General features: G+C 73.0%; 22 protein-coding genes. 12 read left to right on the forward strand and 10 right to left on the reverse strand.

The features are described from left to right. The first annotated feature begins 17 nt into the window (after positions 1–17). The 3 genes from LOK46_RS05485 to LOK46_RS05495 all read left to right on the forward strand — a co-directional run bounded on the left by LOK46_RS05485 (position 18) and on the right by LOK46_RS05495 (position 5,057). Positions 18–2,603, forward strand: coding sequence for an ABC transporter ATP-binding protein (locus tag LOK46_RS05485; protein WP_273562842.1), 2,586 nt, complete (start codon positions 18–20; stop codon positions 2,601–2,603). Between the two features lie 113 nt (positions 2,604–2,716). Continuing rightward, positions 2,717–3,910, forward strand: coding sequence for a L,D-transpeptidase family protein (locus LOK46_RS05490; RefSeq protein WP_273562843.1), 1,194 nt, complete (start codon positions 2,717–2,719; stop codon positions 3,908–3,910). A 205-nt stretch (positions 3,911–4,115) separates the two neighbouring features. Beyond that, entirely contained in the window at positions 4,116–5,057 is a 942-nt protein-coding gene (locus LOK46_RS05495; protein ID WP_273562844.1) for an MBL fold metallo-hydrolase, read from the forward strand. 9 nt (positions 5,058–5,066) lie between these two features. On the opposite strand, the gene LOK46_RS05500 is transcribed toward LOK46_RS05495, so the two are convergent. Next, positions 5,067–5,249 (reverse strand): hypothetical protein, encoded by a 183-nt coding sequence (locus tag LOK46_RS05500; RefSeq protein ID WP_273562845.1) that lies wholly within the window; start codon positions 5,247–5,249, stop codon positions 5,067–5,069. A 271-nt stretch (positions 5,250–5,520) separates the two neighbouring features. Here LOK46_RS05500 and LOK46_RS05505 point away from each other — a divergent pair, with 271 nt between their 5' ends. Continuing rightward, positions 5,521–6,765, forward strand: coding sequence for a complex I NDUFA9 subunit family protein (locus LOK46_RS05505; RefSeq protein ID WP_273562846.1), 1,245 nt, complete (start codon positions 5,521–5,523; stop codon positions 6,763–6,765). A gap of 26 nt (positions 6,766–6,791) precedes the next feature. Then, positions 6,792–7,805 (forward strand): GDP-mannose 4,6-dehydratase, encoded by a 1,014-nt coding sequence (locus LOK46_RS05510; protein ID WP_273562847.1) that lies wholly within the window; start codon positions 6,792–6,794, stop codon positions 7,803–7,805. A gap of 28 nt (positions 7,806–7,833) precedes the next feature. Here LOK46_RS05510 and LOK46_RS05515 read toward each other — a convergent pair whose 3' ends face one another. Beyond that, positions 7,834–8,613: a class I SAM-dependent methyltransferase gene (locus tag LOK46_RS05515; protein ID WP_273562848.1), complete on the reverse strand. Its 780-nt coding sequence runs from the start codon at positions 8,611–8,613 to the stop codon at positions 7,834–7,836. An 87-nt stretch (positions 8,614–8,700) separates the two neighbouring features. On the opposite strand from LOK46_RS05515, the gene LOK46_RS05520 reads away from it, so the two are divergent. Further along, the gene (locus LOK46_RS05520) at positions 8,701–9,156 is read left to right on the forward strand and encodes an Rrf2 family transcriptional regulator (protein WP_273562849.1); all 456 of its coding nucleotides are present in this window, start codon (positions 8,701–8,703) and stop codon (positions 9,154–9,156) included. Between the two features lie 283 nt (positions 9,157–9,439). Further along, entirely contained in the window at positions 9,440–9,817 is a 378-nt protein-coding gene (locus tag LOK46_RS05525) for a PH domain-containing protein (protein WP_273562850.1), read from the forward strand. A 37-nt stretch (positions 9,818–9,854) separates the two neighbouring features. On the opposite strand, the gene LOK46_RS05530 is transcribed toward LOK46_RS05525, so the two are convergent. The 4 genes from LOK46_RS05530 to LOK46_RS05545 are packed head-to-tail and all read right to left on the reverse strand — an operon-like array spanning position 9,855 to position 13,664. After that, positions 9,855–11,051, reverse strand: a complete 1,197-nt coding sequence (locus tag LOK46_RS05530; RefSeq protein WP_273562851.1) for a CaiB/BaiF CoA transferase family protein — start codon at positions 11,049–11,051, stop codon at positions 9,855–9,857. 11 nt (positions 11,052–11,062) lie between these two features. Beyond that, the gene (locus tag LOK46_RS05535; RefSeq protein WP_273562852.1) at positions 11,063–11,905 is read right to left on the reverse strand and encodes an IclR family transcriptional regulator; all 843 of its coding nucleotides are present in this window, start codon (positions 11,903–11,905) and stop codon (positions 11,063–11,065) included. After that, positions 11,902–12,639, reverse strand: a complete 738-nt coding sequence (locus tag LOK46_RS05540) for an enoyl-CoA hydratase-related protein (RefSeq protein WP_273562853.1) — start codon at positions 12,637–12,639, stop codon at positions 11,902–11,904. Before LOK46_RS05540 ends, LOK46_RS05535 begins: the two co-directional genes overlap by 4 nt. Next, the gene (locus LOK46_RS05545; protein WP_273562854.1) at positions 12,636–13,664 is read right to left on the reverse strand and encodes an NAD(P)H-dependent flavin oxidoreductase; all 1,029 of its coding nucleotides are present in this window, start codon (positions 13,662–13,664) and stop codon (positions 12,636–12,638) included. The genes LOK46_RS05540 and LOK46_RS05545 overlap by 4 nt, the downstream gene beginning before the upstream one ends. A gap of 335 nt (positions 13,665–13,999) precedes the next feature. Between LOK46_RS05545 and LOK46_RS05550 the strand changes: the two genes are divergently transcribed. From LOK46_RS05550 to LOK46_RS05565, 4 genes are all read left to right on the forward strand, one after another. Then, positions 14,000–16,069, forward strand: a complete 2,070-nt coding sequence (locus tag LOK46_RS05550) for a 3-hydroxyacyl-CoA dehydrogenase NAD-binding domain-containing protein (protein ID WP_273562855.1) — start codon at positions 14,000–14,002, stop codon at positions 16,067–16,069. A gap of 13 nt (positions 16,070–16,082) precedes the next feature. After that, the gene (locus LOK46_RS05555; protein ID WP_273562856.1) at positions 16,083–17,270 is read left to right on the forward strand and encodes an acetyl-CoA C-acyltransferase; all 1,188 of its coding nucleotides are present in this window, start codon (positions 16,083–16,085) and stop codon (positions 17,268–17,270) included. 4 nt (positions 17,271–17,274) lie between these two features. Further along, positions 17,275–18,471 (forward strand): acyl-CoA dehydrogenase family protein, encoded by a 1,197-nt coding sequence (locus LOK46_RS05560; RefSeq protein WP_273562857.1) that lies wholly within the window; start codon positions 17,275–17,277, stop codon positions 18,469–18,471. A 73-nt stretch (positions 18,472–18,544) separates the two neighbouring features. Next, positions 18,545–19,699, forward strand: coding sequence for an acyl-CoA dehydrogenase family protein (locus LOK46_RS05565; protein WP_273562858.1), 1,155 nt, complete (start codon positions 18,545–18,547; stop codon positions 19,697–19,699). A 117-nt stretch (positions 19,700–19,816) separates the two neighbouring features. Here the strand turns inward: LOK46_RS05565 and LOK46_RS05570 are convergent, their stop codons facing one another. The 4 genes from LOK46_RS05570 to LOK46_RS05585 form a co-directional block, all read right to left on the reverse strand. Next, positions 19,817–20,689: a tetratricopeptide repeat protein gene (locus LOK46_RS05570; protein ID WP_273562859.1), complete on the reverse strand. Its 873-nt coding sequence runs from the start codon at positions 20,687–20,689 to the stop codon at positions 19,817–19,819. 332 nt (positions 20,690–21,021) lie between these two features. Next, complete coding sequence (locus tag LOK46_RS05575; RefSeq protein WP_273562860.1) at positions 21,022–22,134, reverse strand: 5-(carboxyamino)imidazole ribonucleotide synthase; 1,113 nt, start codon at positions 22,132–22,134, stop codon at positions 21,022–21,024. After that, positions 22,131–22,631, reverse strand: coding sequence for a 5-(carboxyamino)imidazole ribonucleotide mutase (gene purE / locus LOK46_RS05580; RefSeq protein WP_273562861.1), 501 nt, complete (start codon positions 22,629–22,631; stop codon positions 22,131–22,133). The genes LOK46_RS05575 and purE overlap by 4 nt, the downstream gene beginning before the upstream one ends. A gap of 78 nt (positions 22,632–22,709) precedes the next feature. Further along, on the reverse strand, positions 22,710–22,970 hold the full coding sequence (locus LOK46_RS05585) for a YdcH family protein (protein ID WP_244527029.1): 261 nt from the start codon (positions 22,968–22,970) through the stop codon (positions 22,710–22,712). A 131-nt stretch (positions 22,971–23,101) separates the two neighbouring features. Between LOK46_RS05585 and LOK46_RS05590 the strand changes: the two genes are divergently transcribed. Further along, on the forward strand, positions 23,102–23,284 hold the full coding sequence (locus tag LOK46_RS05590; RefSeq protein ID WP_012318068.1) for a YdcH family protein: 183 nt from the start codon (positions 23,102–23,104) through the stop codon (positions 23,282–23,284). Positions 23,285–23,433 lie beyond the last annotated feature (149 nt).

A 23,433-nucleotide genomic window follows, 5' to 3' on the forward strand; every position in this document is an offset into this window, starting at 1 on the left:
ATGCTGTCCGGAGACGCATGGAATCCGATCCTCTCCTCCTGACGTGGCGCGCCGCGCGGCCTCAGCACACCGTCGCGGCGGCCCTCGCGGTCGGGATCGGCGCGCCGCTCTGCGCCCTGGCGCTCCTGTGCCTGCGCGACCTGATCGCGGTCCTGCCGCGCGACGAGGCGCCGGTGCTCCCGTTCCTGCGCGTGGCGGCGGAACTCCCGGGCCGGGAACTGGTGCTCGTCCCCGGCATCCCGATGCGACCCGCCGAACTCGAACTCACGGCCTTCCTGTGCATCGCGGTCTGCGCCCTGGCTCTGGCGGGTGTCGGCTGGTTCGTGGCGCGCCTGTGCTTCAAGGCGCAGAACAAGGCCGGGGACGCCGTCCGCGAGGGCGTGCTGCGGGCGATCCTCGAGGCGCCGGCGGGCGCCCGGGACGAGGCGCGCGGCCTCACCCGGATCGTCGGCGAGGTGCTGGCCCGGGCCGACCGCCTGCTCGCGGCCGGCATCGTCCTGCCGGCGATGACCCTCGCGGCCCTGATCCTGGCGCTCGGCTTCGCGGCGCTCGCCGCGCCCCGACTGGTCCCCGCGGCGGTGATCGGCCTCGCGGCGATCGGCCTCGCCTACGGGCTGGTGCTCGAGCGCGCGCGCGACCGGCAGGAGCTGCGCCTGCGCTCGAGCGCGCGCGCCGAGGAGAGCCTGAACGACCTCGTCCGGCGGCTGCCCGCCGTGCGCAACCACGGCGCGGCGGCCATCGAGCGCCAACGCATCGCCGCCCGCGTCGCCGCGATGCGGGCCAATGTCGGGCGGGCCGAGGCGCGGCTGGCCTATGCCCGGGCGCCGGCCCTGGCCCTGGCGGTGATCCTGCCGGCGATCGCCGCCGGCACCGCGCTCTGGCGCTCGGGGCCGGGCCAGCCGCCCGCGGCCCCGGTGGATCCGGCCGCCCTCGTGGCGGCCGTGGGCGCCTTCGGCCTCGCCGGCTGGCTGGCAGCGATCTGCGCGCGGCTCTGGATGGTCCGCCGGTCGGTGCGCCCGCGCCTCCGCGATCTCGCCCGCACCATCGCGGCCCTCGAGGGGCGGCGGGCGCGGACCGCCCGCACCGGGTCCGCCGCCCTGCCGCTGCCCCGGTCCGGGATCCTGGCCACCGAGGGCGTCGGCGCCTTCGACCCGGCCACGGGCGAGCGCCTGACTGGCGTCGACGTGGCCGTGTCGATGCCGGGCCACGTGGCGATCACCGGCGACCGCGGCAGCGGCGCCCGCGCGCTGGCGGCGGTGCTGGCCGGCCAGGTCGAGCCGACGGCCGGGGCCGTCACCTACGCGGGAACGGACCTGCGCGACTTCGACGCCGCCGAGCGGGCCCGGCGGATCGCCTTCACGTCGGGCGAGGCGATCCTGATGGAGGGCTCCCTCCGCCAGAACCTGCTCTACGGCACCGATACGGCGACCGCGCCCGACGACATCGCGCTGATCGGCATCAGCCGGCTCACCGGCCTCGACGGCTTCGTGTACGCCCGCGGACTGACCGGGCGGCTCGATCCGGCCGCCCAGCCGCGGCTCGCCGCCGCGATCGTCGCCGCGCGCCGCACCATGCGGGTGGCGCTGGCCGCCAAGGGGGCCGAGCGCCTGGTCGAGCCCTTCGATCCCGACCGCTACAACAACCAGGCCAGCATCGGCGAGAACATCCTGTTCGGCGAGCCGGTGGGCGGCACCTTCGCGCCCCTGCGGTTCGCCCGCCACCCCTACCTGCGGGCGGTGCTGGAGGCCGAGGGGCTGGTTCGCCCGCTTACCGAGATCGGCCTGTCGGTGGCCCGCAGCACGGTGGAGATCTTCGCCGACCTGCCCAACGACCACCCCCTGTTCGACGCCTACTCGCTGTTCCAGGCGGCCGAGCGGGGCTATTTCGAGGATCTCGTGGCACGCCTGCCCGGCGCGGCGAGCCTGCGCCGGGGGCCGGCCGGCCAGCGCGACCGCACGCGGCTGATCGGCCTCGCGCTGCGCTACAACGAGGCCCGCCACCGCTTCGGCCTGATCGACGGCCTGTTCGAGGAGCGCCTCGTGCAGGCGCGCCGGTCCTTCGCGCGGATGCTGCCGCCCCACCTCGCCGGCGCGGTGGTGTTCCACGACCCCTCGCGGGTCAACCCGGCCGCGAGCCTGGAGGAGAACCTGCTGTTCGGGCGGATCAGTCTCGGCGAGGCCAATGCCGAGCCGCGGGTGCGCGAACTGGTGCGCCGGGTCCTGGCCGACGAGGGCCTCGAGGCGTCGGTCTACGGCCTCGGCCTCGACAGCAGGGTCGAGATCCAGCCGAGCACCGGGGCGCTCGCGGACGGCGCGATCAACGCCCGCGAGCGGGTGGCGATCGAGTTGAGCAGGTGCCTCGCCCGCGACCCCGACATCCTCGTGGTCGCGGTGGCGATGGACGAGCGCAAGGCCGAGGGCGCGCGCGAGCGCCTCGCCCAGCTGCGGCAGGCGCGGGCCGGGCGCGGCCTCATCGTCTGCCTGCCCGAGACGGGACTCGCGGAGAGCGCCGCGCCGTTCGACGCGGTGATCGCCGTGGAGAACAGCGCCGTCATCGTCCCCGTGCCGGCCGATGCCGAGCGGGAGCCGGCGCCGGCGGCCTGAGGGGGACCGTCGGCGGCCCGGCCGCGCAGCCTCACGGCCGCCGCAATAATCCGTCAGGTTGCGAGGCCGCGCCCGTCCGGCAGCCATCCCGGCCGATCCAGCGCGGACGGTTCATGCCCCTGTCGACCTCGCTTCCCCTCGCCGCCGGCCTCGTTCTGCTGGCCCTCGCAGGCCCGGCCGCCGCGCAGGCGGGCAAGGCCGAAGCGCCGATCCCGGCCGCGACCCTCGCGCTGATGGCACAGAAGGGCGTGACGGCCGCCGCGCCGGTCCTGTTCCGGGCCTACAAGAAGGAATCGGAGATCGAGGTCTGGAAGAAGGGCGCCTCGGGCTACGTCTACATCAAGACCTTCCCGATCTGCCGCTGGTCCGGCCAGCTCGGGCCCAAGCGCAAGAGCGGTGACCGGCAGACCCCGGAGGGATTCTACTCGGTGCCCCGGCGCCAGATGAACCCGAACTCGCACTACTACCTGTCCTTCGACGTCGGCTATCCCAACGCCTACGACCGGGCCCACGGCGGCACCGGCTCCGCCGTGATGGTGCACGGGATCTGCTCGTCCATGGGCTGCTTCGCCATGACCAACGGCACGGTCGGCGAGATCTACGCCATCGCCCGGGACGCGCTGAACGGCGGGCAGGCGGCCTTCCAGTTCCAGTCCTACCCGTTCCGGATGACGGCCGAGAACATGGCCCGCCACCGGACCGACCCCAACATCGCCTTCTGGCGGGACCTTAAGGCCGGCTCCGACCGGTTCGAAGTCAGCCGGGAGGAGCTGCAGGTCTCGGTCGTCGCCGGCCGTTACGCCTTCGCGCCCGCCCGGGATCCCGCCGTCGAGGCGGCCGTCACCACCCGCCGGGCCGTCGAGGAGGCGCGGATGACCGCCCTGGCCGAGGCGGGCGAGCCCGCCGTGCGCACCACCTATTCCGACGGCGGGCAGAACGCCTTCTGGGCGGCCTACACGGCCCGGGGCGGGGCGGTGGGGGACATCAGCCGGCCGGAAGCCCTGGCCTTCGCCGGTCAGGAGGTGGTGGTCGTGCCGGGCCACCGCGCCCATCGGCCGGTGCCCGAAACGGTCTGGGCCGGCTGGGCCGCGCCCGGATCGGGCCTGTCGCCGCGGCAGATGGCGGGGTTCGTGCCGGTCTACGAGCGGGCGCCCGACCCGTTCGGGGCCCTGGTCGCGCCGCTCCCGACGCGGTACAGCGACGCACTCCCGTCCTGGCTGGCCGCGGGACTCGCCGGGTCGGCGACCGGCCGCCCGATTCTGGCTGGGTCGCCGGCCGGTCTCCTGGCCGCCGCGGAGCCCCTCTGAGCATGCGCGGGCCCTTCGTGGCGGCCCGTGCGTGTGCGCGGACGCACATCACGACCGCGTGCGGCACACCAATTCATGGTACGGCAGGGGATGAGCGGTACACCTGCTCCGTCGGCCTGCCGTATTCAAAGCTACCTTCCCGGAACGGCGACGGGGTTTCGATCATAAGTGATCGGGACCGACTGTCCGCGGATTCGTGATCGCCATGTCGAACAGTTCCGAGCCGACCATCCTGGCGGCCGACCAGGACCTCGCACTGCGCTTCTGGGGCGTCCGCGGCTCGACGCCCGTCAGCGGCCCGCAATACGCCGAGTTCGGCGGCAGCACGCCCTGCATCGAGGTGCGGTGCGGCCAGCGCATGTTCATCGTCGACGCCGGCTCGGGCATCTACAACCTCGGGCAGGGTCACCGGACCGATCTGCCCCAGGAAGTCGACCTGCTGTTCAGCCACCTGCATCTCGACCACACCGCCGGTCTGCCCTTCTTCAAGCCGGCGGTCCTCGATCCCGACCGGGTGATCAACACCTACTGCGGCAACCTCGGCGGCGAATCGGCCGGGCCGACCCTCGACCGCCTGTTCGCGCCGCCGCTCTTCCCGGTTACGCTCGACAAGCTGTGCTGCACCTTTCACCACCACGGCTTCGAGGCGGGCCAGACCCTGGCCTTCCCGGACGGGACGCGGGTCGCCACGATCCTGCTGAACCATCCGCAGGGCTCGGTCGGCTACCGGTTCGAGCACGGCGGCCGACGCCTGTGCCTGATCAGCGACATCGAGCACAGCGATCCGTGGCCGGATCCGGAGCTCGCCGCCTTCGTGGCCGACGCCGACCTGATGGTCTACGACGGCATGTTCACCGACGGGGAGTATCCGACCTGCCGGGGCTGGGGGCACTCGACCTGGCAGAAGGGCGTGGAGCTTGCCCGGAACGCGGGCGTCAAGGCGCTCGGGATCATCCACCTGCACCCGGCCCATTCTGACACGGCGCTGCGCGACATGGAGGCCGACCTTCAGGCGGAGATGCCGACGGCGTTCATCGCGCGCGAGCGGCAGAGCCTGATCGTCGGCGCCCCGCGGGCGGTGAGCGGCCGACAGAGCGGACGCCCGGCCGTGGCGCGGGAGATGCGCCGGCGGATCAAGGTCGCCTGAGACGCGGGCTCAAGCGGAGCGCCGCCTGCGGGTCCGGCTGTACCGGGCCCAGGTGAACAGCACGAACAGCGCGACGCCGATGATCAGGATGCTCCAGCCGTAGTTGCTGACGAGCTGCGCGTCGATCGGGTGGCCGACGTACCCGAGCGCCACCAGAAGACCGAGCACCGCGATCGCCGCGGAAACGAGCATCCCTACAATCATCGAAGTCCCCGGCGTGTCCCATCCGCGCGATTCGGCAGGGCCGTATGGTGGGGAAGAATGCACGGCGGTCGCACCCGTTCCAGCGTTGTGTCCGGCCTCCCACCGGCCGGCGCTCGGGCCGTCGGCCGCAATCATCCGCGCCGCGCTGTTCACCGGAATGGCCGGGCAGCGCATTCGGCGGCTCCCATCGCGCCGAAGTTAGGCTAAGTAGGCCGCCTGACGGCGCCCCGGGGCGCGCGAGGAGCTCGAGACCACGGCGATGAGCGGCCAAGACAACACGACGGCGTCCGCGACGGCGCACACCAGTCCGCAGACGCGTTCCGCCCCCGTCGTTGCGCCGGGCCCCCTGCGCCCGCAGGACCAGCTCGTGACGATCTACGGCGGTTCCGGCTTCCTGGGCCGGCACGTTGTGCGAGCGCTGGCCAAGCGCGGCTACCGGATCCGCGTCGCGGTGCGGCGGCCGGACCTCGCGCTGTTCCTGCAGCCGCTGGGGAAGGTCAACCAGATCGTCGCCGTCCAGGCGAACCTGCGCTACCCGGACTCGGTGGCGCGGGCCGCCGAGCGGTCGGACGTGCTGATCAACCTCGTCGGCATCCTGCAGGAGGCCGGCTCCCAGAGCTTCGCGCGGTTGCAGGTCGACGGGGCCGAGGCGATCGCCCGCGCCGCGGCGCGCCAGGGCGCCCGGATGATCCAGGTCTCGGCGATCGGCGCCGACCCGGCCTCGCCGTCGCTCTACGCGCGCACCAAGGCGGAGGGCGAGGCGCGGGTCTTCGCCGCCTGCCCGGACGCGATCGTGTTCCGGCCCTCGCTGATCTTCGGGCCCGGCGACAGCTTCTTCAACCGCTTCGCCGGCCTCGCCCGGGCACTCCCGGTCCTGCCGCTGGCCGGCGGCCAGTCGCGCTTCCAGCCGGCCTTCGTGGGCGACGTCGCCGAGGCGATCGCCCGCGCGGTCGACGACACCCTGGCGCCCGGCAAGGTCTACGAGCTCGGCGGGCCGGAGGTGGGCACGCTGGAGCACTTCGTGCGCTACATGCTGAAGACGATCCGGCGGAAGCGGGTGGTGGTGGACCTGCCCGTGCCGGCGGCCAAGCTCCAGGCCCGCATGCTGGAGATCGCCGACACCCTGACCTTCGGCCTCCTGCCGGACTCGCTGAAGCTGACCCGCGATCAGGTCACCCTGCTCCAGAACGACAATGTCGTCTCCGAGGCCGCCAAGGCCGAGGGCCGGACCTTCGAGGGGATCGGGATCACGCCGACCGCAGCCGAGGCGGTGGTGCCGGGCTATCTCTGGACCTTCCGCAAGGCGGGCCAGTTCGCCACCGATCGGGACGAGGAGTACTTGTCCGAAGTGCCCGACACGCTGGCGTCGGAGCCCCTGGCGGCCGGCTCGCAGCATCGGCCGAAGACCGCCTCGGGCCCGGCGATCGGGGCCGATGCCGGCAGCTCGCCGGGGGCAGGGCAGGGCAGCATGGGCGTGCGCTGGGGAACCCGGAACCGGGGCTAGGTGACGGCCCGCGCCCGGATCGCGCCGTGAGCGCGCCCTCTCCCCACGAGCCCGGCCCGGCCGCGCGGCGCATCCTCGTCACCGGGGCGGCCGGCTTCGTGGGCGGCCACGTCCTGCCGCTCCTGGCGGGGGCGGCGGCGCGGGCGGGCGACTGCGTGGCCGGGATCGGGCGGGGGCGGTCGCCGCGCCTGCCGGAGGGCGTCACCTACGCGGCCATCGATCTCCTCGACGAGGCCGCCCTCGGGGGCTTCGTGGCGCGGTTCCAGCCGACCGCGATCCTCCACCTGGCGGGCCTCGCCTCGGTGGCGGATTCCGCGAGCGGCCCGGGCCAGACGTGGCGGGTCAACGTCGACGGCCTGATGAACCTCGTGGCCGCGGTGGAGGCGGTGCCGGGCTGCACCTTCTTCTTCGTCAGCTCCGGCGAGGTCTACGGCAGCGCCTTCCTGGCGGGCCACGCCCTCAGCGAGGCGGTCGAGCCCCTGCCGCGCAACACCTACGCGCGATCGAAATGGGTGGGCGAGCAGCTGCTCCGCGACCTGCTGCCCCGCATCGGCGTGAAGCTCGTCGTGCTGCGGCCGTTCAACCATATCGGCCCCGGCCAGGACGAGCGCTTCGTCGTGGCCTCCTTCGCGGGCCAGATCGCCCGGATCGAGGCCGGCCTCGTGCCGCCGTGCCTGGAGGTCGGCAACCTCTCCTCCTACCGCGACTTCCTCGACGTCGCCGACGTGGCGAACGCCTACGCCGACCTGATCGGCCGGGCGGACTCCCTGGCGGACGGGAGCGTGTTCAACATCAGCTCGGGCCAGCCGCGGACGATCGCCAGCGTCCTCGAGGACCTGCGCGCCCGGGCCCGGGTGCCGTTCGAGATCCGCATTGCCCCGGAGCGGGTGCGGCCGACCGAGATCCCCCTGGCCGCGGGCGATGCCGGCCGCCTCCACGCCGCCACCGGCTGGCAGCCGCGGGTCTCGTGGGACGCGGCCCTGACCCGGGTTCTGGACGACGCGCGGGCGCGGCTCGCGGACGCGCGCGCGGCCCGCTGAAGCGCCGGGTCTCGCGCCGGAGTGTCGCTCAGCGCTCCGCGACGCCGATCAGCGCGGTGGAGGGGATCGGCAGGACGGGTCGACCGCCCGCCAAGCGCCGCGCCTCCGCGATTACCGCGGCCCGGTCGCGCGCGCTCAGGTCGACCCAGTCCGGCGACAGGCCGAACACCGTGTCGGGGTCGTCGAGCAGTGCGACGTCGAGCCCGTAGTCGAAGGTCACCCGGTCGATCCGGGGGGCTGAGTACCCGGCCGCAACCAGTTCCCGGGTGAACCCGGCCGGATCGCCGAGCGCCCGCACCCCGTCGGGCATCGCCCGGCTCTCGCGCTCGGGGAACAGCCGGCGGCGGATCTCGCCGAGCAGCAGGAACGTCGCCGCGCCCTGGTCCTGCCAGGTCGCCACGACGCCCCGTCCCCCGGGCCGCGTCACGCGCGCCATCTCGGCGAGGCCCTTCCGCCAGTCGGGGAACATGATCACCCCGAAGATCGAGAACACCGCGTCGAAGCCGCCGTCGGGCAGGGCGAGGGCCTGGCCGTCCATGACCCGCGCGTCGACGTTGGCCAGGCCCGCCCCGGCGATGCGCGCGACCATGCCGGGCGAGAAGTCGACCGCCAGGACCTGCGCCCCCGTCCGCGCCGCAGCCAGCGCGAGGGCACCGGTGCCCGCCGCGACGTCGAGGACGCGGCATCGCCCGGTCAGCGGCACCCGCGCGAGCGCCGCCTCGGCGAAGCGCGCGGTGAACGGGTGGGCGGTCGTCGCGTAGTGCTCGGCGACCTTGTCCCACCGATCCGGGTTCTCGAACTCGCGCACCGCCGCAATCCTCATTATCACGCAACTTGATAAGTATCGTGATGAAGCGCGGTTGCCAATCCCGCGCCCGGTGTGATGGATCGCCGGGTGCGCACCGACAGCCGCCTCTCCCGAACGCTCCACGTGCTGCTCCACATGGCGCGCCACGACGGACCGATGACGTCCGAGGCGATCGGGCGAATGCTCGGGACGAACCCCGTGGTCGTCCGCCGGACGATGGCCGGGCTCCGGAACGCGGGCTACGTGAAATCGGAGAAGGGGCACGGTGGGGGATGGACCATCGCGGCTGACCTCAACGCGGTCTCGCTGCTCGACGTCCACCGCGCGGTCGGCGGGCCGCGCATCTTCGCGATCGGCAGCGATCGCGCGAACCCGGCCTGCGCCGTCGAGAAGGTCGTCAACGAGGCCGTCGAGGACACGCTGCGCGAGGCCGAGGCGCTCCTGGTCGCGCGGCTCGGCTCCGTCAGCCTCGCCCAGCTCGCGCGGAGCTTCGACGCCCGGTGTCGCTCCGAGGAGCAGTCGGACACGTCGACCTGCGCGTGACGGCGGGGGGCGCGGCGCCGGGCCCGGACGGCGTCGACGTCGCCCCGATGGACAGCCTCCCGAGACTGCTTCGTCGAGCGCGTGCCCCGGCCGTCCGACGGCTGATCCCTGTTCCCTGCACCCCTGAGCGACGCCGGGACGATGCCCCACCGGCACGCCGCGCGACCGGCCTCGCGGACGGGGCCGGATGGGGCCGGACGGCGGATCCGCGTCGGGCGGTTGCCGCGCCGACGGTCAGGCGCCATGCTCCGCGTCGACGCGGACCAGCACGAGATGATCGGCCATGGGCCTACTGGACGGATTGCTCGGACACGGCTCGGCCGTCGACGCGGCCTCCCTGGAGCGCCGGCTGGAGGGCATCCTGATCGAGGGCGAGACGGCGCGGCTCGCCTTCAAGATCATCCGGGACGTGTTCGTGTTCACCGAGCGCCGCGTCATCCTGATCGACGTCCAGGGCGTGACCGGCAGCAAGGTCGAGTTCCTGTCGGTGCCGTACCGCGCGATCGTGCGCTTCTCGGTCGAGACCGCCGGCACGTTCGACCTCGACGCCGAGTTGAAGATCTGGGTCTCGGGCGCGGCGGAGCCGATCCAGCGGACCCTGAAGAAGGGCGCGGATGTCCGGGGCATCCAGCGGGCCCTCGCCGAGGGCGTGCTGCGCTAGCCCGCGGCGCGCCACGCGCCGGCAGGCGACGGTCTGCCTACCGGACCACGCCCTTGGCCCGCAGCGCGTCGCGCGCGTCCTCCGGATATTCCAGGTGCTCGGCCAGGATCTCGGCGCTCGAATCCCCGAGGCCCGGCGGCATGCGCCGCACCGGCAGCCGGCGTCCGTCGAGCCGGTAGGGTGGGGCGATGACGTGGGCGTTCTCGGGCGCCGCGACAACCAGCCCGGCCTCCTGGGCTCGCTCGCACGTGAGCGCCTCGCGCAGGCCCATCACCTCGCCGCAGGGGATGCCCGCGGCCCTGAGCCGCGCGATCAGCGGCGCGCGCTCCCACTTGGCGAGCTCGGCCTCCAGCACCGGGATGAAGGCGGCGCGGTTGCGCGACCGGTCGAGGTTGGTGGCGAAGCGCGGGTCGGCGACCCAGTCCGGGCGCTCCAGCACCTGCTCGCAGAAGCGGCGGTACTGGCCGTTGTTGCCGACCGTGATCACCACCGGCCCGTCGCCGGCCTCGAACACCCCGTAGGGCACGATCGACGGGTGGGCGTTGCCGTAGCGGGGCGGATCGATCCCCCGGGCGAGCGCCTCCAGGCCGTAATAGGAGGTCAGCGCCACGCCGCAGTCGAACAGGGCGAGGTCGACGGTCCGACCGCGCCCGGTCCGCTCCCGCTGGTACAGGGCCGCCAGCACGGCCTGGGCGGCGAACTGCCCGGTGAACAGGTCGACCGCCGCGACCCCGAACTTGAGGGGCGGTCCCCCGGCCTCGCCGTTGAGCGCCATCACGCCGGATTCGCCCTGGACCACGAGGTCGTAGCCGGGCCGGCCGGCCTCCGAGCCGTCAGAGCTGTAGCCGGCGATCGAGCAGTAGATCAGGCCCGGATTCTCCGCCGCGAGCGCCGCGTAGCCGAGGCCGAGCTTCTCGGCCCCGCCGGTCTTGAAGTTCTGGACCAGCACGTCGCTATCGCGGGCCAGGGCCTTCACGATCGCCAGCCCCTCCGGCGTGGCGAGGTCGACGCCGATCGAGCGCTTGTTGCGGTTCACGCTGTCGAAATACGAGGTGTTGCCGGGGCTCGTCGGCACGCCCCAGTCGCGGGTATCGTCGCCGCGCTCCGGGTGCTCGACCTTGATCACGTCGGCGCCGAGATCGCCCAGCACCTGCGCGCACCAGGGCCCGGCCAGGACCCGGGACAGGTCGAGGACGCGGATCCCGGACAGCGGCAGGTCGGCAACGGCATCCATCGCGAAAGTCCTCAGGCTCCCATGACGCCGTCGAGGCTGCGCACGGCGTCGATCAGTTTCGGGCGCGCCACTTCCAGGAGGAAGCGGGCGTCGGTGATGACGGTGGGGGCACCGCAATTGACCGACATGGGCGGCAGGCCGCCGCCCGGATGGAACCCCACCGCGATGGCGCAGACCGTCTCCTGCCACTCGCCGAACGAGGTGCAGCAGCCGAGTTCCCGGTGCTCCTCCACCGCCCGGTCGAGGCCGGCGCGCAGCGCGGGCCAGGCCACGGGATCCAGCGCCTTCAGGTCCTCGTAGATGCCCGCGCGCTCCCGATCCGGGCAAACCGCCACGTAGGCGCGGCCCATGGCGCTGCGGGCGAGCGAGATGCGCGAGCCGGTGTCGAGGTTGAGCGAGATCGCCGCCGGGCCGCGCTGGCAATCGATGTAGCGCATGCTGAGCCGGTCGCGCACCCCGAGCCCCACCGACGCGTTGGCCGCCTCCGCGACCGCGCGCAGCACCGGCCTGGCAATGGCGCGGACGTCGAGGCCGCCCAGAGCGGCCGAGCTCAGCGCGATGGTGGCGGTGCCGAGGCGGTAGCGGCCGAGCTCGGCCATGTGCTGCAGGTAGCCGAGCTTGGTCAGCGTGTAGGTCAGCCGCGACACGGTGGAGCGCGGCAGCCCGCAAGCCTCCGCGATGTCGTGGTTGGCGAGGCTCGTGCGCCCCGGGCCGAAGCAGGCCAGCACCGACAGCCCGCGGGCCAGCGCCGTGACGAAGTGCCGGTCCTCCTTCGCGCCGGACCCGCCGGCGTCGGGCTCGGCGGCGTCGGGCCCGGCGCGCTGGCCCGCATCCGCCTCCATCGGACCGCTCATCGACGCAGGAACGCCGCGAAGGCCGCCTGCGCCGCCGGACCGCGGCGGAGAGCGTGGAACACCTCCGCCTCCGCGTCGAGGGCGCGGGCGACGCTGTCGTCGTGGCCGCGCCGCAGCGCCTGCTTGGTGGCGGCGATCGAGACGCGGGGCAGGGCGGCGAGTGCGCGCGCCTTGGCCATAGCGGTCTCCAGGGCCGTCCCGGCCGGGACGGCGGCGTTGATCAGGCCGGCCGCGGCGGCGTCCGCGGCCGTGAAGGGCTCGCCGAGCATCAGCAGCTCGGCGGCGCGCTTCGATCCCGCCACCAGGGGTAAAAGGTAGCTCGACCCGCCCTCCGGGCTGAGGCCCAGGGCCGTGAAGGGCAGGCGGAAGCGGGCCCCGTCGCCCGCGTAGGCGAGGTCGCAGTGGAGCAGCAGCGTCGTGCCGATGCCGACCGCGTGGCCCTCCACGGCGGCCACGACCGGGAGCGGGCAGGCGCGCAGGGCCTTGAGGAAGGTCAGGCCGGGACTGTCGCCCCCGGTCTCGACATCCTGGAAATCCTTGAGATCGTTCCCGGCGGTGAAGCAGCCGCCCGCGCCGGTGAGGACGACGGCGCGCACCTCCGCGTCCCCGGGCACAGTCTCCAGGGCGTCGGTCAGGCCCGCGTAGGTCGCCCGGTCGAGGGCGTTGCGCCGCTCCGGCCGGTCGATCGTGACGAGCCGGATCCCGGGCTCCGGATCGGCGAGGCGGACGCTCACGGGGCGGCCCCGCCGGCGCGGTCCGCGGCGAAGTCCGCGGCGCTGCCGGTCGTCCGTGCCCGCGCCGCCGCGTATTCCCGGGCGAGGCGGGCGACGAGGTCGGCGGTCGCCGGCGCGTCCGCGATGGTGCCGACGCCCTGGCCGGCACCCCAGACGTCCCGCCACGCCTTCACGCTGCCGCTGCCGAAATTCATCGCGGTCTTGTCCCGCACCGGCAGCGCCTCGGGATCGAGCCCGGCGGCGCGGATGCTCGGCGTCAGGTAGTTGCCCGGCACGCCGGTGAAGTAGGGGGTGTAGAGGATGTCGGCGGCCGCGCTGCCGGCGATCATGTCCTTGTAGGCCGGAGCGGCGTTCGCCTCCCGGGTGGCGATGAAGCGGGTGCCCATGTAGGCGAGGTCGGCGCCCATGGCCTGGGCTGCCAGGATCGCCGAGCCCGAGGTGATCGCCCCCGACAGGATCAGCGGCCCGTCGTAGAACCGCCGGATCTCCCCGACGAGGGCGAAGGGGCTCAGTGTCCCCGCGTGCCCGCCCGCCCCGGCGCAGACCAGGATCAGCCCGTCGACGCCGGCCTCCAGCGCCTTCTCGGCGTGGCGCACAGTGGTGACGTCGTGGAACACCACCCCGCCGTAGGCGTGGACCGGGCGGATCACCGCGTCCGGCGCCCGCAGCGAGGTGATGATGATCGGCACTTGGTGCCGGACGCAGGCCTCCACATCCTGCGCCAGCCGGTCGTTGGAGGCGTGGACGATCTGGTTCACTGCGAACGGCGCGATCCGCCGCGACGGGTCGGCGGCGCGGGCCTGCGCGAGCGTCTGCGTGATCCGCGCGAGCCACTCGTCGAGGAGCTCCGCCGGTCGGGCATTCAGCGCGGGGAAGGAGCCCACAACGCCGGACAGGCACTGGGCGATGACCAGCTCCGGGCCGGACACGATGAACATCGGGGCGCAGATCACCGGCAGGGCGAGCCGGCCGCGCAGGATCTCGGGCAGGCGCCCGCCCGGGTCGCGCTCGGGACCGTCGCTCACCGCCCGCTCCCCGCCGCCAGAACCCGCGCCGGACAGGCGCTCCCGGGCCGCTCGCCCCGATCCTTGCCGCGCACCGCGATCCTCCCCTGCCTCCCGCGGCCCGGCCTTCGCACGCCGGGCGGCGTCCGCAACCGAGTCTCGTTCAGGGTCGTTGTGATGGCATGGCCCTGGGCCGCGGGTCAAACGACCGGGTCACAGTATTTCTGCAGTGCAGAATGGTTGGCGGCGCATCGACGACAGGCTCGCTCCGTCCTTGACGCTGGCGATCGCTCGGACCAACATCATGCCATACTGCGGACATTCATTCTGCACTGCAGAACAGCTGGGAGTATCGGGTGGTTCGTCAGGAGGTCGATGGCGGCGTGGCCGTGCTCACGCTCGCCAACCCGCCGGTCAACGCGCTGGGCGCCGCGCTGCGGGCGGCCCTCGACGAGGCCCTGACGCGGGCCATCGCGGACGCGTCGGTCCGCGCCATCGTGCTGGCCGCCGAGGGCAAGGTGTTCGTCGGCGGCGCTGACATCAGCGAGTTCGGCAAGCCGCAGCCGCCGCCGAGCCTGCCGGACCTCCTGGATCGCCTCGATGCCAGCCCGAAGCCGGTCGTGGCAGCCATCGGCGGCGCGGCGCTCGGCGGCGGGCTGGAACTGGCCATGGCCTGCCACGGCCGCGTGGCGGCACCGTCCGCCAAGATCGGACTGCCGGAGATCAAGCTCGGGATCATACCGGGCGCCGGGGGCACGCAGCGCCTGCCGCGCCTGATCGGGCCCGACGCCGCCTTCCCGATGATGCTCACCGGCGAGCCCGTCTCCGCCGAGAAGGCGGCGGTGCTCGGTATCGTCGACGCCGTGGTGCTGGGCGACCTCGTGGCGGAGGCCCGCAAGCGGGCGCTGGAACTCGCCGATTCCGGCGCTCTGCCGCGGGTGCGCGACCGGTCCGAGAAGCTGACGCCGCAAGCACGCGAGACCTTCGAGGCGCAGGCCGCCGAGGCGGTGAAGCGCGACCCCGACGCCACCAACGTCCACGCCCTGGCGCGGGCGGTGCGCGCCGGCCTGGAGCAGGATTTCGACGCCGCGATGGCGGTGGAGCGGGCCGAGTTCCGCGCCCTGGTCGACGATCCGCGCTCGAAGGCCCTGCGCTACGCCTTCTTCGCCGAGCGCGAGGCCGCCCGGGTGCCCGGCCTGCCGAAGGACACGCCGCGCCGCCCCGTCCGCACGGCCGCGGTGATCGGCGCCGGCACGATGGGCGGCGGCATCGCCATGTGCTTCGCCAATGCCGGCATCCCCGTGACGGTGATCGAGACGGAGGAGCGCGCCCTGGCGCGCGGCCTCGACCGGGTGAAGGGGCTCTACGCCGGCTCGGCCAAGCGCGGCTCGATCACCGAGGCCCAGCGCGACGAGCGGGTCGGCCGGATCACGGGCGCGCTCGGCCTGGAGAACGCCGGGGAAGCCGATATCGTCGTCGAGGCGGCCTTCGAGGATATGGGCGTCAAGCGCGAGATCTTCTCGAAGCTCGATTCCATCGCCAAGCCCGGGGCGATCCTGGCCACCAACACCTCCTACCTCGACGTGAACGCCATCGCGGCGGTGACGGGCCGGCCGCAGGACGTGCTCGGCCTGCACTTCTTCAGCCCGGCCAACGTCATGCGCCTCGTCGAGGTGGTTCGGGCCGAGAAGACGGCCCCGGACGTGCTCGCCACCGCCCTCGACCTGGGCAAGCACCTCAACAAGCTGCCGGTGACGGTGGGGGTCTGCTTCGGCTTCGTGGGCAACCGCATGCTGGAGCGCCGCAGCCGGGCCGGCGAGCGGCTGCTGCTCGAGGGCGCGCTGCCCCACGAGGTCGACGCGGCGGTGACCGGGTTCGGCTTCCGGATGGGCCCCTTCGCCATGAGCGACCTCGCGGGGCTCGATATCGGCTGGCGCTCGCGCAAGGATTTCGGCGGCCGGGCTCCGGTCGCGGACTCGCTCGCCGAGCAGGGCCGGTTCGGCCAGAAGACCGGTCGCGGCTTCTACCTCTACCCGGACGGCGCCCGCACCGGCACGCGTGACCCCGAGGTCGAGGCGCTGATCGCGCGGGTCGCCGCCGAGCACGGCGTCGCCCGCCGCAGCTTCACGGCGGACGAGATCGTCGCGCGGCTCATGTACCCGATGGTCAACGAGGGCGCGCGGATCCTCGAGGAGGGCATCGCGGCCCGGCCCAGCGACATCGATACGATCTGGATCAACGGCTACAACTGGCCCGCCTGGCGCGGCGGCCCGATGCACTGGGCCGACACGGTCGGGCTGAAGACGATCGCGGAGGCGCTGTCCCGCTTCGCGGCCGAGACCGGCGACGACAGCCAGGAGCCGGCGCCGCTCCTGCGGAAGCTCGCCGCCGAGGGCGGCCGCTTCGCCGGCCTGAAGAACGCCTGAGCGGGAGATCGACATGACCGACGCGGTGATCGTCTCGACCGCCCGCACGCCCATCGGCAAGGCCCATCGCGGCGCGCTGAACCTCACCCGCGGCGCCGACCTCGCGGCCCACGCGATCCGCGGCGCCCTGGACCGGGCGCGGCTGGAGCCCAAGGCGGTCGAGGAGGTGGTGCTCGGCTGCGGCTATCCGGAGAACGCCACGGGCGGCAACGTCGCCCGCCACGCGGCGCTGGTGGCGGGGATCCCGGTCGAGTCTGCCGGCGTGACCGTATCGCGCTTCTGCGCCTCGGGCCTCGAGGCGATCGCCAGCGCGGCGCGGCGGATCGTGCTCGACGGCGTTCCGGTGGCGGTGGCGGGCGGCGTCGAGTCGATCAGCCTCGTCCAGCCGAAGGTGCAGCGGGAGCTGACCCGCAACGCGTGGCTGGAGGCGCACCTACCGGCCATCTACATGCCGATGATCGAGACCGCCGACATCGTGGCGGAGCGCTATCGGATATCCCGGGAGGCGCAGGATCAATTCGCCCTGGAGAGCCAGCGCCGCACGGCCGACGCGCAGGCGCGCGGGCTGTTCGACGACGAGATCGTCCCGATGTCCGCCGTGATGGCGGTGACCGACAAGGCCACCGGCGAGACCCGGGAGGTCGAGACCCGGCTCGCCAAGGACGAGGGCAACCGCCCGGACACGACCCTCGACGGTCTCGCCAAGCTGAAGCCCGTGCGCGGGGAGGGCGCCTTCATCACGGCGGGCAATGCCAGCCAGCTCTCGGACGGGGCCTCGGCCAGCGTGCTGATGTCGGCCGGCGAGGCGGCGCGGCGGGGCCTCGAACCGCTGGGCACCTTCCGGGGCTTCGCCTCGGCGGGCTGCGGCCCGGACGAGATGGGCATCGGCCCGGTCTTCGCGGTGCCGCGGCTCCTGGAACGGCAGGGCCTGCGGGTCTCCGACATCGACCTGTGGGAGTTGAACGAGGCCTTCGCGTCCCAGTCGGTCTATTGCCGCGACACGCTCGGGATCGATCCGGACAAGGTCAACGTCAACGGCGGCGCCATCGCGGTCGGCCACCCGTTCGGCATGTCGGGGGCGCGGCTCGTGGGCCACGCCCTGCTGGAGGGCCGCCGCCGCGGCGCGCGCTACGCCGTCGTCACCATGTGCGTCGCCGGCGGCCAGGGCTGCGCCGGCCTGTTCGAGATCGCCCGGAGCTGAGCCGATGGACCTGCGCTTCACCGACGAGGAAATCGCGTTCCGCGACGCGGTCCGGAGCTTCTGCCGGACGGAGATCCCGGCGGAGATCCGGAAGAAGGTCTCGGAGGGGCGCAGCCTCACCAAGGACGATTACGTCGCGAGCCAGCGCATCCTCAACGCCAAGGGCTGGGCGGTGCCGCACTGGCCGCAGGAATGGGGCGGCCGGGACTGGACCCCGATCCAGCGCTACATCTACACCGAGGAGCTGTTCCAGGCAGCGGTGCCGCTGCCGCAGCAGTTCAACTGCTACATGTTCGGCCCGGTGCTGGCGACCTTCGGGCGACAGGACCAGAAGGCGCGCTTCCTGCCGCGCGCCGCCAACCTCGACGACTGGTGGTGCCAGGGCTTCTCCGAGCCCGGCGCGGGCTCGGACCTCGCCTCACTGAAGACCAAGGCGGTGCGTGACGGCGACCACTACGTCGTGGACGGCCAGAAGACCTGGACCACGCTGGGCCAGCACGCCGACTGGATCTTCTGCCTCGTCCGCACCGACTTCGAGGCCAAGAAGCAGCGCGGCATCTCCTTCCTCCTCATCGACATGAAGACGCCGGGGATCACCGTGCGGCCGATCCTGACCCTGGAAGGCCGGCACGAGGTCAACGAGGTCTTCTTCGACGCCGTGCGCGTACCCGTCGAGAACCTCGTGGGCGAGGAGAACAAGGGCTGGGACTACGCGAAATTCCTGCTCGCCAACGAGCGCACCGGCATCGCCCGGATCGGCCTCACCAAGGAGCGGATCGCGCGGATCAAGCGGCTCGCCCGCGAGATGCCGGCCGGATCCGGGACGATGTGGGACGATCCCGCCTTCCGCGGCCGCGTCGCGGAGGTCGAGGTCGAGCTGAAGGCGCTGGAGATCACCCAGATGCGTGTGGCGGCCAAGCAGGGCCGGGCGGATTCGGTGGAGCCGGACCCGGCCTCCTCGCTCCTCAAGATCCGCGGCTCGCAGCTCCAGCAGGCGGCGACCGAGCTGCTGGTGGAACTCGCCGGGCCCTTCGCGCTGGCGGCGCCCGTCCGTGGGGCAGGGGCCAACAACCTGCCCGGCGGCTTCGACTGGGTCGACGCGGCGGCGCCGAGCTACTTCAACAACCGCAAGGTCTCGATCTACGGCGGCTCGAACGAGATCCAGCACAACGTCATCGCCAAGGGCATCCTGGGGTTGTGAGCGGTCGCCTCGTCCCTCCTCCCCCTCATCCTGAGGTGCCGTGCGCCTCCGACGATATCCGCGAGGGAACACCATGGATTTCGACCTGAACGAGGACCAGTCGCTCCTGCGCGACAGCGTCGAGCGGCTGGCCGCCGACCTCTACCCGTCGCTGGAGAGCCGGCAGGCGCGGCTCAAGGCGCCCCTCGGCTTCCCCGCGGACGGCTGGGCGGCCTTCGCGGAACTCGGCGTCGCCGGCCTGCCCTTCTCCGAGGACGAGGGCGGCCTCGGCGGCGGGCCGGTCGAGACCATGCTGGTCATGGAGGCGGTGGGCCGCAACCTCGTGGTCGAGCCCCTGCTCGCGAGCCTCGTGCTGGGCTCAACGGCCCTGCGGCTCGGCGGCAGCGCGGCGCAGAAGGCGCGCCTCGTCCCCGGCCTCGTCGCCGGTGACCTGCGCCTGACCCTCGCCCACACCGAGCGCCAGTCCCGCTACGACCTCGCCGACGTGGCCACCGCGGCCCGACGCTCCGGCGAGGGCTACGTGCTGAGCGGCGCCAAGAGCGTCGTGCCCAACGCCGACGCGGCCGGCCTGATGGTGGTCGCGGCCCGGGTCTCGGGCGAGCGGCGCGATCCCCGCGGCATCGGCCTGTTCCTGGTCCCGACGGACGCCGCCGGCGTCGCCATCGAGGCCTACCCGACCCAGGACGGCGGCCGGGCCGCCGAGGTGTCGTTCTCGGACGTGACGCTCCCGGCCGACGCGGCGCTCGGCGATCCGGAGGGCGGCCTGCCGCTCCTGGAGCGGGTGGTGGAGCACGGCATCGCGGCGCTCGCCGCCGAGGCGGTCGGCTCCATGGACGCGCTCCACAAGCTGACCGTGGAGTACCTCAAGACCCGCAAGCAGTTCGGCGTCAGCGTCGGCTCGTTCCAGGCCCTGCAGCACCGGGCCGTCGACATGCTGATCCAGCTGGAGCAGGCGCGCTCGATGGCCCTCTACGCCGCCATGATGGTGGACACGCCGGACGCGCGGGCGCGGGCCGCGGCCCTGTCGGCCGTGAAGGTGCAGATCAACAAGGCCTGCCGCTACGTCGGCCAGGAGGCGGTCCAGCTCCACGGCGGCATCGGCATGACGCTCGAATATATCGGCGCCCACCACTTCAAGCGGCTCGCCATGATCGAGTACCAGCTCGGCGACACCGCTCACCACCTGCGCCGGATCACGCAGGACGAGAACGGGCTGCTGGCGGCCTAGTTCGACGCAGGCGCCGTCACTGTCTTTGCGGGCGGAGCGCAGCAATCCAGAGGGCGCCACGCTTGAGAACGTTGCGCCACCCCGGGTCGCTTCGCTCCGCTCGCGATGACGGAGCGATCAGTTGAACAGCGTGCCGACCCCGCCCTGAACGCGGCCGAGGCCGGCCCGCGCGACGGTGTTGTTGGGGTCGATCGTCGAGGCGCGCTGGTAGTTCTCCGTCGCCTCCTTGCGCTGGCCCTGCTTCTCGTAGGCGAGGCCCCGATAGGCCCAGGACGTGGCGTCCTTGGCGTTCACGTTGAGCGCGGCGTTGTAGTCTTCGATCGCCTTCGCGTACTGGTTGGTCGCGATCAGGCTCTGGCCGCGGGCCGCGTAGGGCGCGGCCACGAACGGGTCGCGGTCGATGGCGGCGTCGAAATCGGCGATCGCCTGGGTGTCCTGGCCCTGCTTCTGCTTCACGAGGCCGCGGGCGTGGTACGCCTGCGCGGATTCGGGGCTCAGGCGGATCGCGACGTTGAGGTCGTTCAGCGCCTGGTCGAGGTTGCCCTGCGCGCGCTCGACATTGGCCCGGCCGATATAGGCCGGCCCGTAATTCGGATCGATCCCGATCGCCTTGGAGAAGTCCTGCAGCGCCGGGCCGTCGCGGCCGATCTGGCGGTTCGCCAGGGCGCGGTTGTTGTAGGCGGAGGCGGAGTTCGGATCGAGCTGGATCGCCTTGGTGAAGTCGCCGATGGCGTCGTTGAACTGGCCGGCGCGGGCGTAGGCGGCGCCGCGGGTGTTGTAGGCCGCCGCGTCGTTCGGGTTGCGCTGCACCACCTCGGTCAGGGACGCGATGTTGACGTTCGTGGCGCCGGTCGTGTCCTTCTCCAGGACCGCGTATTGCCGCGGGCCGGCCGCGCTGCCGACGGTCTCGCAGCCCGCGAGGCCGGCAGCCGAGACCAAGGCCGCGCCGATCAGTGCCGTCTTCCGTCCCAGCCGGTTGCGTACGTTCATTGCCCCACTCTCCCCGAGGCATCGCCCGCTGCCGCGCGCCCGCCCCGCCCCTCACAGTCCAAGAGCCCGCGCCGAGCGCCGGGCACGCCCGAGTTCGGGGCACCGTCGCGCATCACGGTGAAGGCCGGCTTAAGAAGCGCCGCGTCGTGATCCAGCCCCAGCCGGTCCCGGCGGGACCGCGGCGGTGCGGGCGGACGCGATCGACAGCATTCGGAACCGACCACGGTGTCGTGGAAGCGGCGGGATGTGGCGAAGGTATGGCTCGACCGGTCCGCGGGACCGAGGACGGCCCTCCGGCGGTCATGCAGCGGCGCGGGTGTGCCCTCGAAGCCTCAGGAACCGGTCGGGCCGGGCCCGAGACGGGTGACGTGGCCCATCTTGCGGCCGGGGCGCGCCTCACCCTTGCCGTACAGGTGCAGGTGGGCACCGGGCTCGGCCAGCAGGGCGTGCCAGTCGTCGGCCTGGGCACCGATCAGGTTGCGCATCTCGACGGGGAGGCCGCCGACCCGGCCCGCATCGCCCAGCGGCCAGCCGCAGACGGCCCGGACGTGCTGGGCGAATTGCGAGGTCAGCGCGCCCTCGCTGGTCCAGTGGCCCGAATTGTGGACCCGGGGCGCGATCTCGTTGACCACGAGCCGCTCCGCCCCGTCCTCGCGGACGAGGAACATCTCCACCGCCAGCACGCCGACATAGTCGAGGGCGTCGGCGATCCGCCGGGCGATCTCGACGGCGGCGGCGCCCGTCTCGGCGGAGACGCCGGGCGCCGGCACCCGGGTCAGCGCCAGGATGTGGTCGCGGTGCTCGTTCTCGCAGAGGTCGTAGGCCGCGAAGCTGCCGTCGCGCCCGCGCGCGCCCACCACCGAGACCTCGCGCTCGAACGGCACGAAGCCTTCCAGGATCAGCGGCGCGCCGCCGAACTCGGCGAACAGCGCGTTGCGGTCGCCCTCGGCCCGCTCGCGCAGCATCCGCTGCCCCTTGCCGTCGTAGCCGAAGCGGCGGGTCTTAAGCACGGCCGGCAGGCCGATCACCTCGATCGCCCGGTCGAGGTCGTCGGGCGTGTCCACCGCCCGGAACGGCGCCGTCGGGATGCCCAGGCCGTTGATGAAGTCCTTCTCGGAGAGCCGGTCCTGCGTGGTCGAGAGCGCCCGCGCGTTCGGGTGCAGGGCGGCGTGCCGGGCCAGGACGTCGGCGGTGGCGTGCGGGATGTTCTCGAACTCGTAGGTCACGACGTCGACGCTGCGGGCGAAGTCCGCCAGCGCCGCGGCGTCGTCGTAGGCCGCGCAGGTGGTCCGGGCGGCCACGTCGAAGGCGGGGCTGTCCGCGTCGGGCGCGTAGACGTGCACCTTGAGACCGTAATCGGCCGCCGCGAGCGCGATCATGCGCCCGAGCTGACCTCCACCGACGATGCCGAGGGTGGAGCCGGGGCCGAGGATCCTGTCCGTCACGCGTTCTCTTCCGTCACCGGCCGTTCGGCCACCGAAGCGCTCTGGGCCGCGCGCCACGCCTCCAGGCGCTCCGCCAGGCCCGGGTCGGTCAGCGCCAGGACCGCCGCGGCGAGCAGGGCCGCATTGACGGCCCCGGCCCGGCCGATCGCCAGGGTCCCCACCGGGATGCCGGCCGGCATCTGGACGATGGAGAGCAGGCTGTCCTGGCCGGACAGGGCCTTCGACTCCACCGGCACGCCGAAGACCGGCAGGCGGGTCATCGCGGCCGCCATGCCGGGCAGGTGCGCGGCGCCGCCCGCACCCGCGATCACGACCTTGAGACCGGCCGCGACCGCGCCCTTAGCGAAGGCCACGAGCCGGTCCGGCGTGCGGTGGGCCGACACGATGCGCGTGTCGTACGGCACGCCGAGCGCGTCGAGCGTCTCGGCGGCATGACGCATGGTCGCCCAGTCGGACTGGCTGCCCATGATGATCGCGACCGGAGGAGGCGACGCCATCGTTGATCCCGGCAAAAGAGGGCGCTTACAGGCGGCGCGGGCCGGCGGCAAGGCGGGGCCCGAGGGCGTCCACCGGCATCAGGCGATGATGTCCGGCGTGAGCGCGTCCTCGATGTGATAGATGCGGTCGCGCAGCGTGAGCTTGCGCTTCTTCAGGCGCTGGATCTGGAGCTGGTCCCCGGCGACGCTGCGCTCCAGCGCCTCGATGGCGCTGTCGAGATCCCGGTGCTCCTCGCGCAGCCGCGCCAGTTCGCCCTGGAGGTCCGACTGCGCACCCTCACCCGCCTCGTCCGCCATCGTCACCTGAGAACCCGAAGACCGTTCGTCGCCCGAGAGCATGCGTCACGCTCCGGCGCCGGACAAGGCGGCGCGGTAAGCAATCATCAGACTTAGCAGCAGAAAACGCTTCGACAGGTCCGGCATCCTGTGCCAATCTCGGTGTGTCGAAACGATGACAGGAGAGTCGACTCATGTCGCTGCAGACGCATCTGAACCAACTCGCCCGGAAGCACGAAGCCCTCGAGCGCGAGATTCAGGAAGCGATCCACAGACCTTCGGCGAACGACCTCCACATTGCCGAGCTGAAGCGACGGAAACTCCTTCTCAAGGACGAGATCAACAAGCTCCAGGCAGGCAACGACACGTTGCACTGACGCCTGACACGTCCATCGGATAGCGAATTCAAGCTGAGAACCGCCGCACCGGGAGCCCCGGTGCGGCGGTTTTCTCATGGCGGGACCCGAGGCTCACCCGGGCGCGGCCGTCTCGCCCGTGGCCACTCCCGCGCGCGCGAGAATGGTCT

This window comes from Methylobacterium sp. NMS14P (assembly GCF_028583545.1).
Classification (GTDB): domain Bacteria; phylum Pseudomonadota; class Alphaproteobacteria; order Rhizobiales; family Beijerinckiaceae; genus Methylobacterium.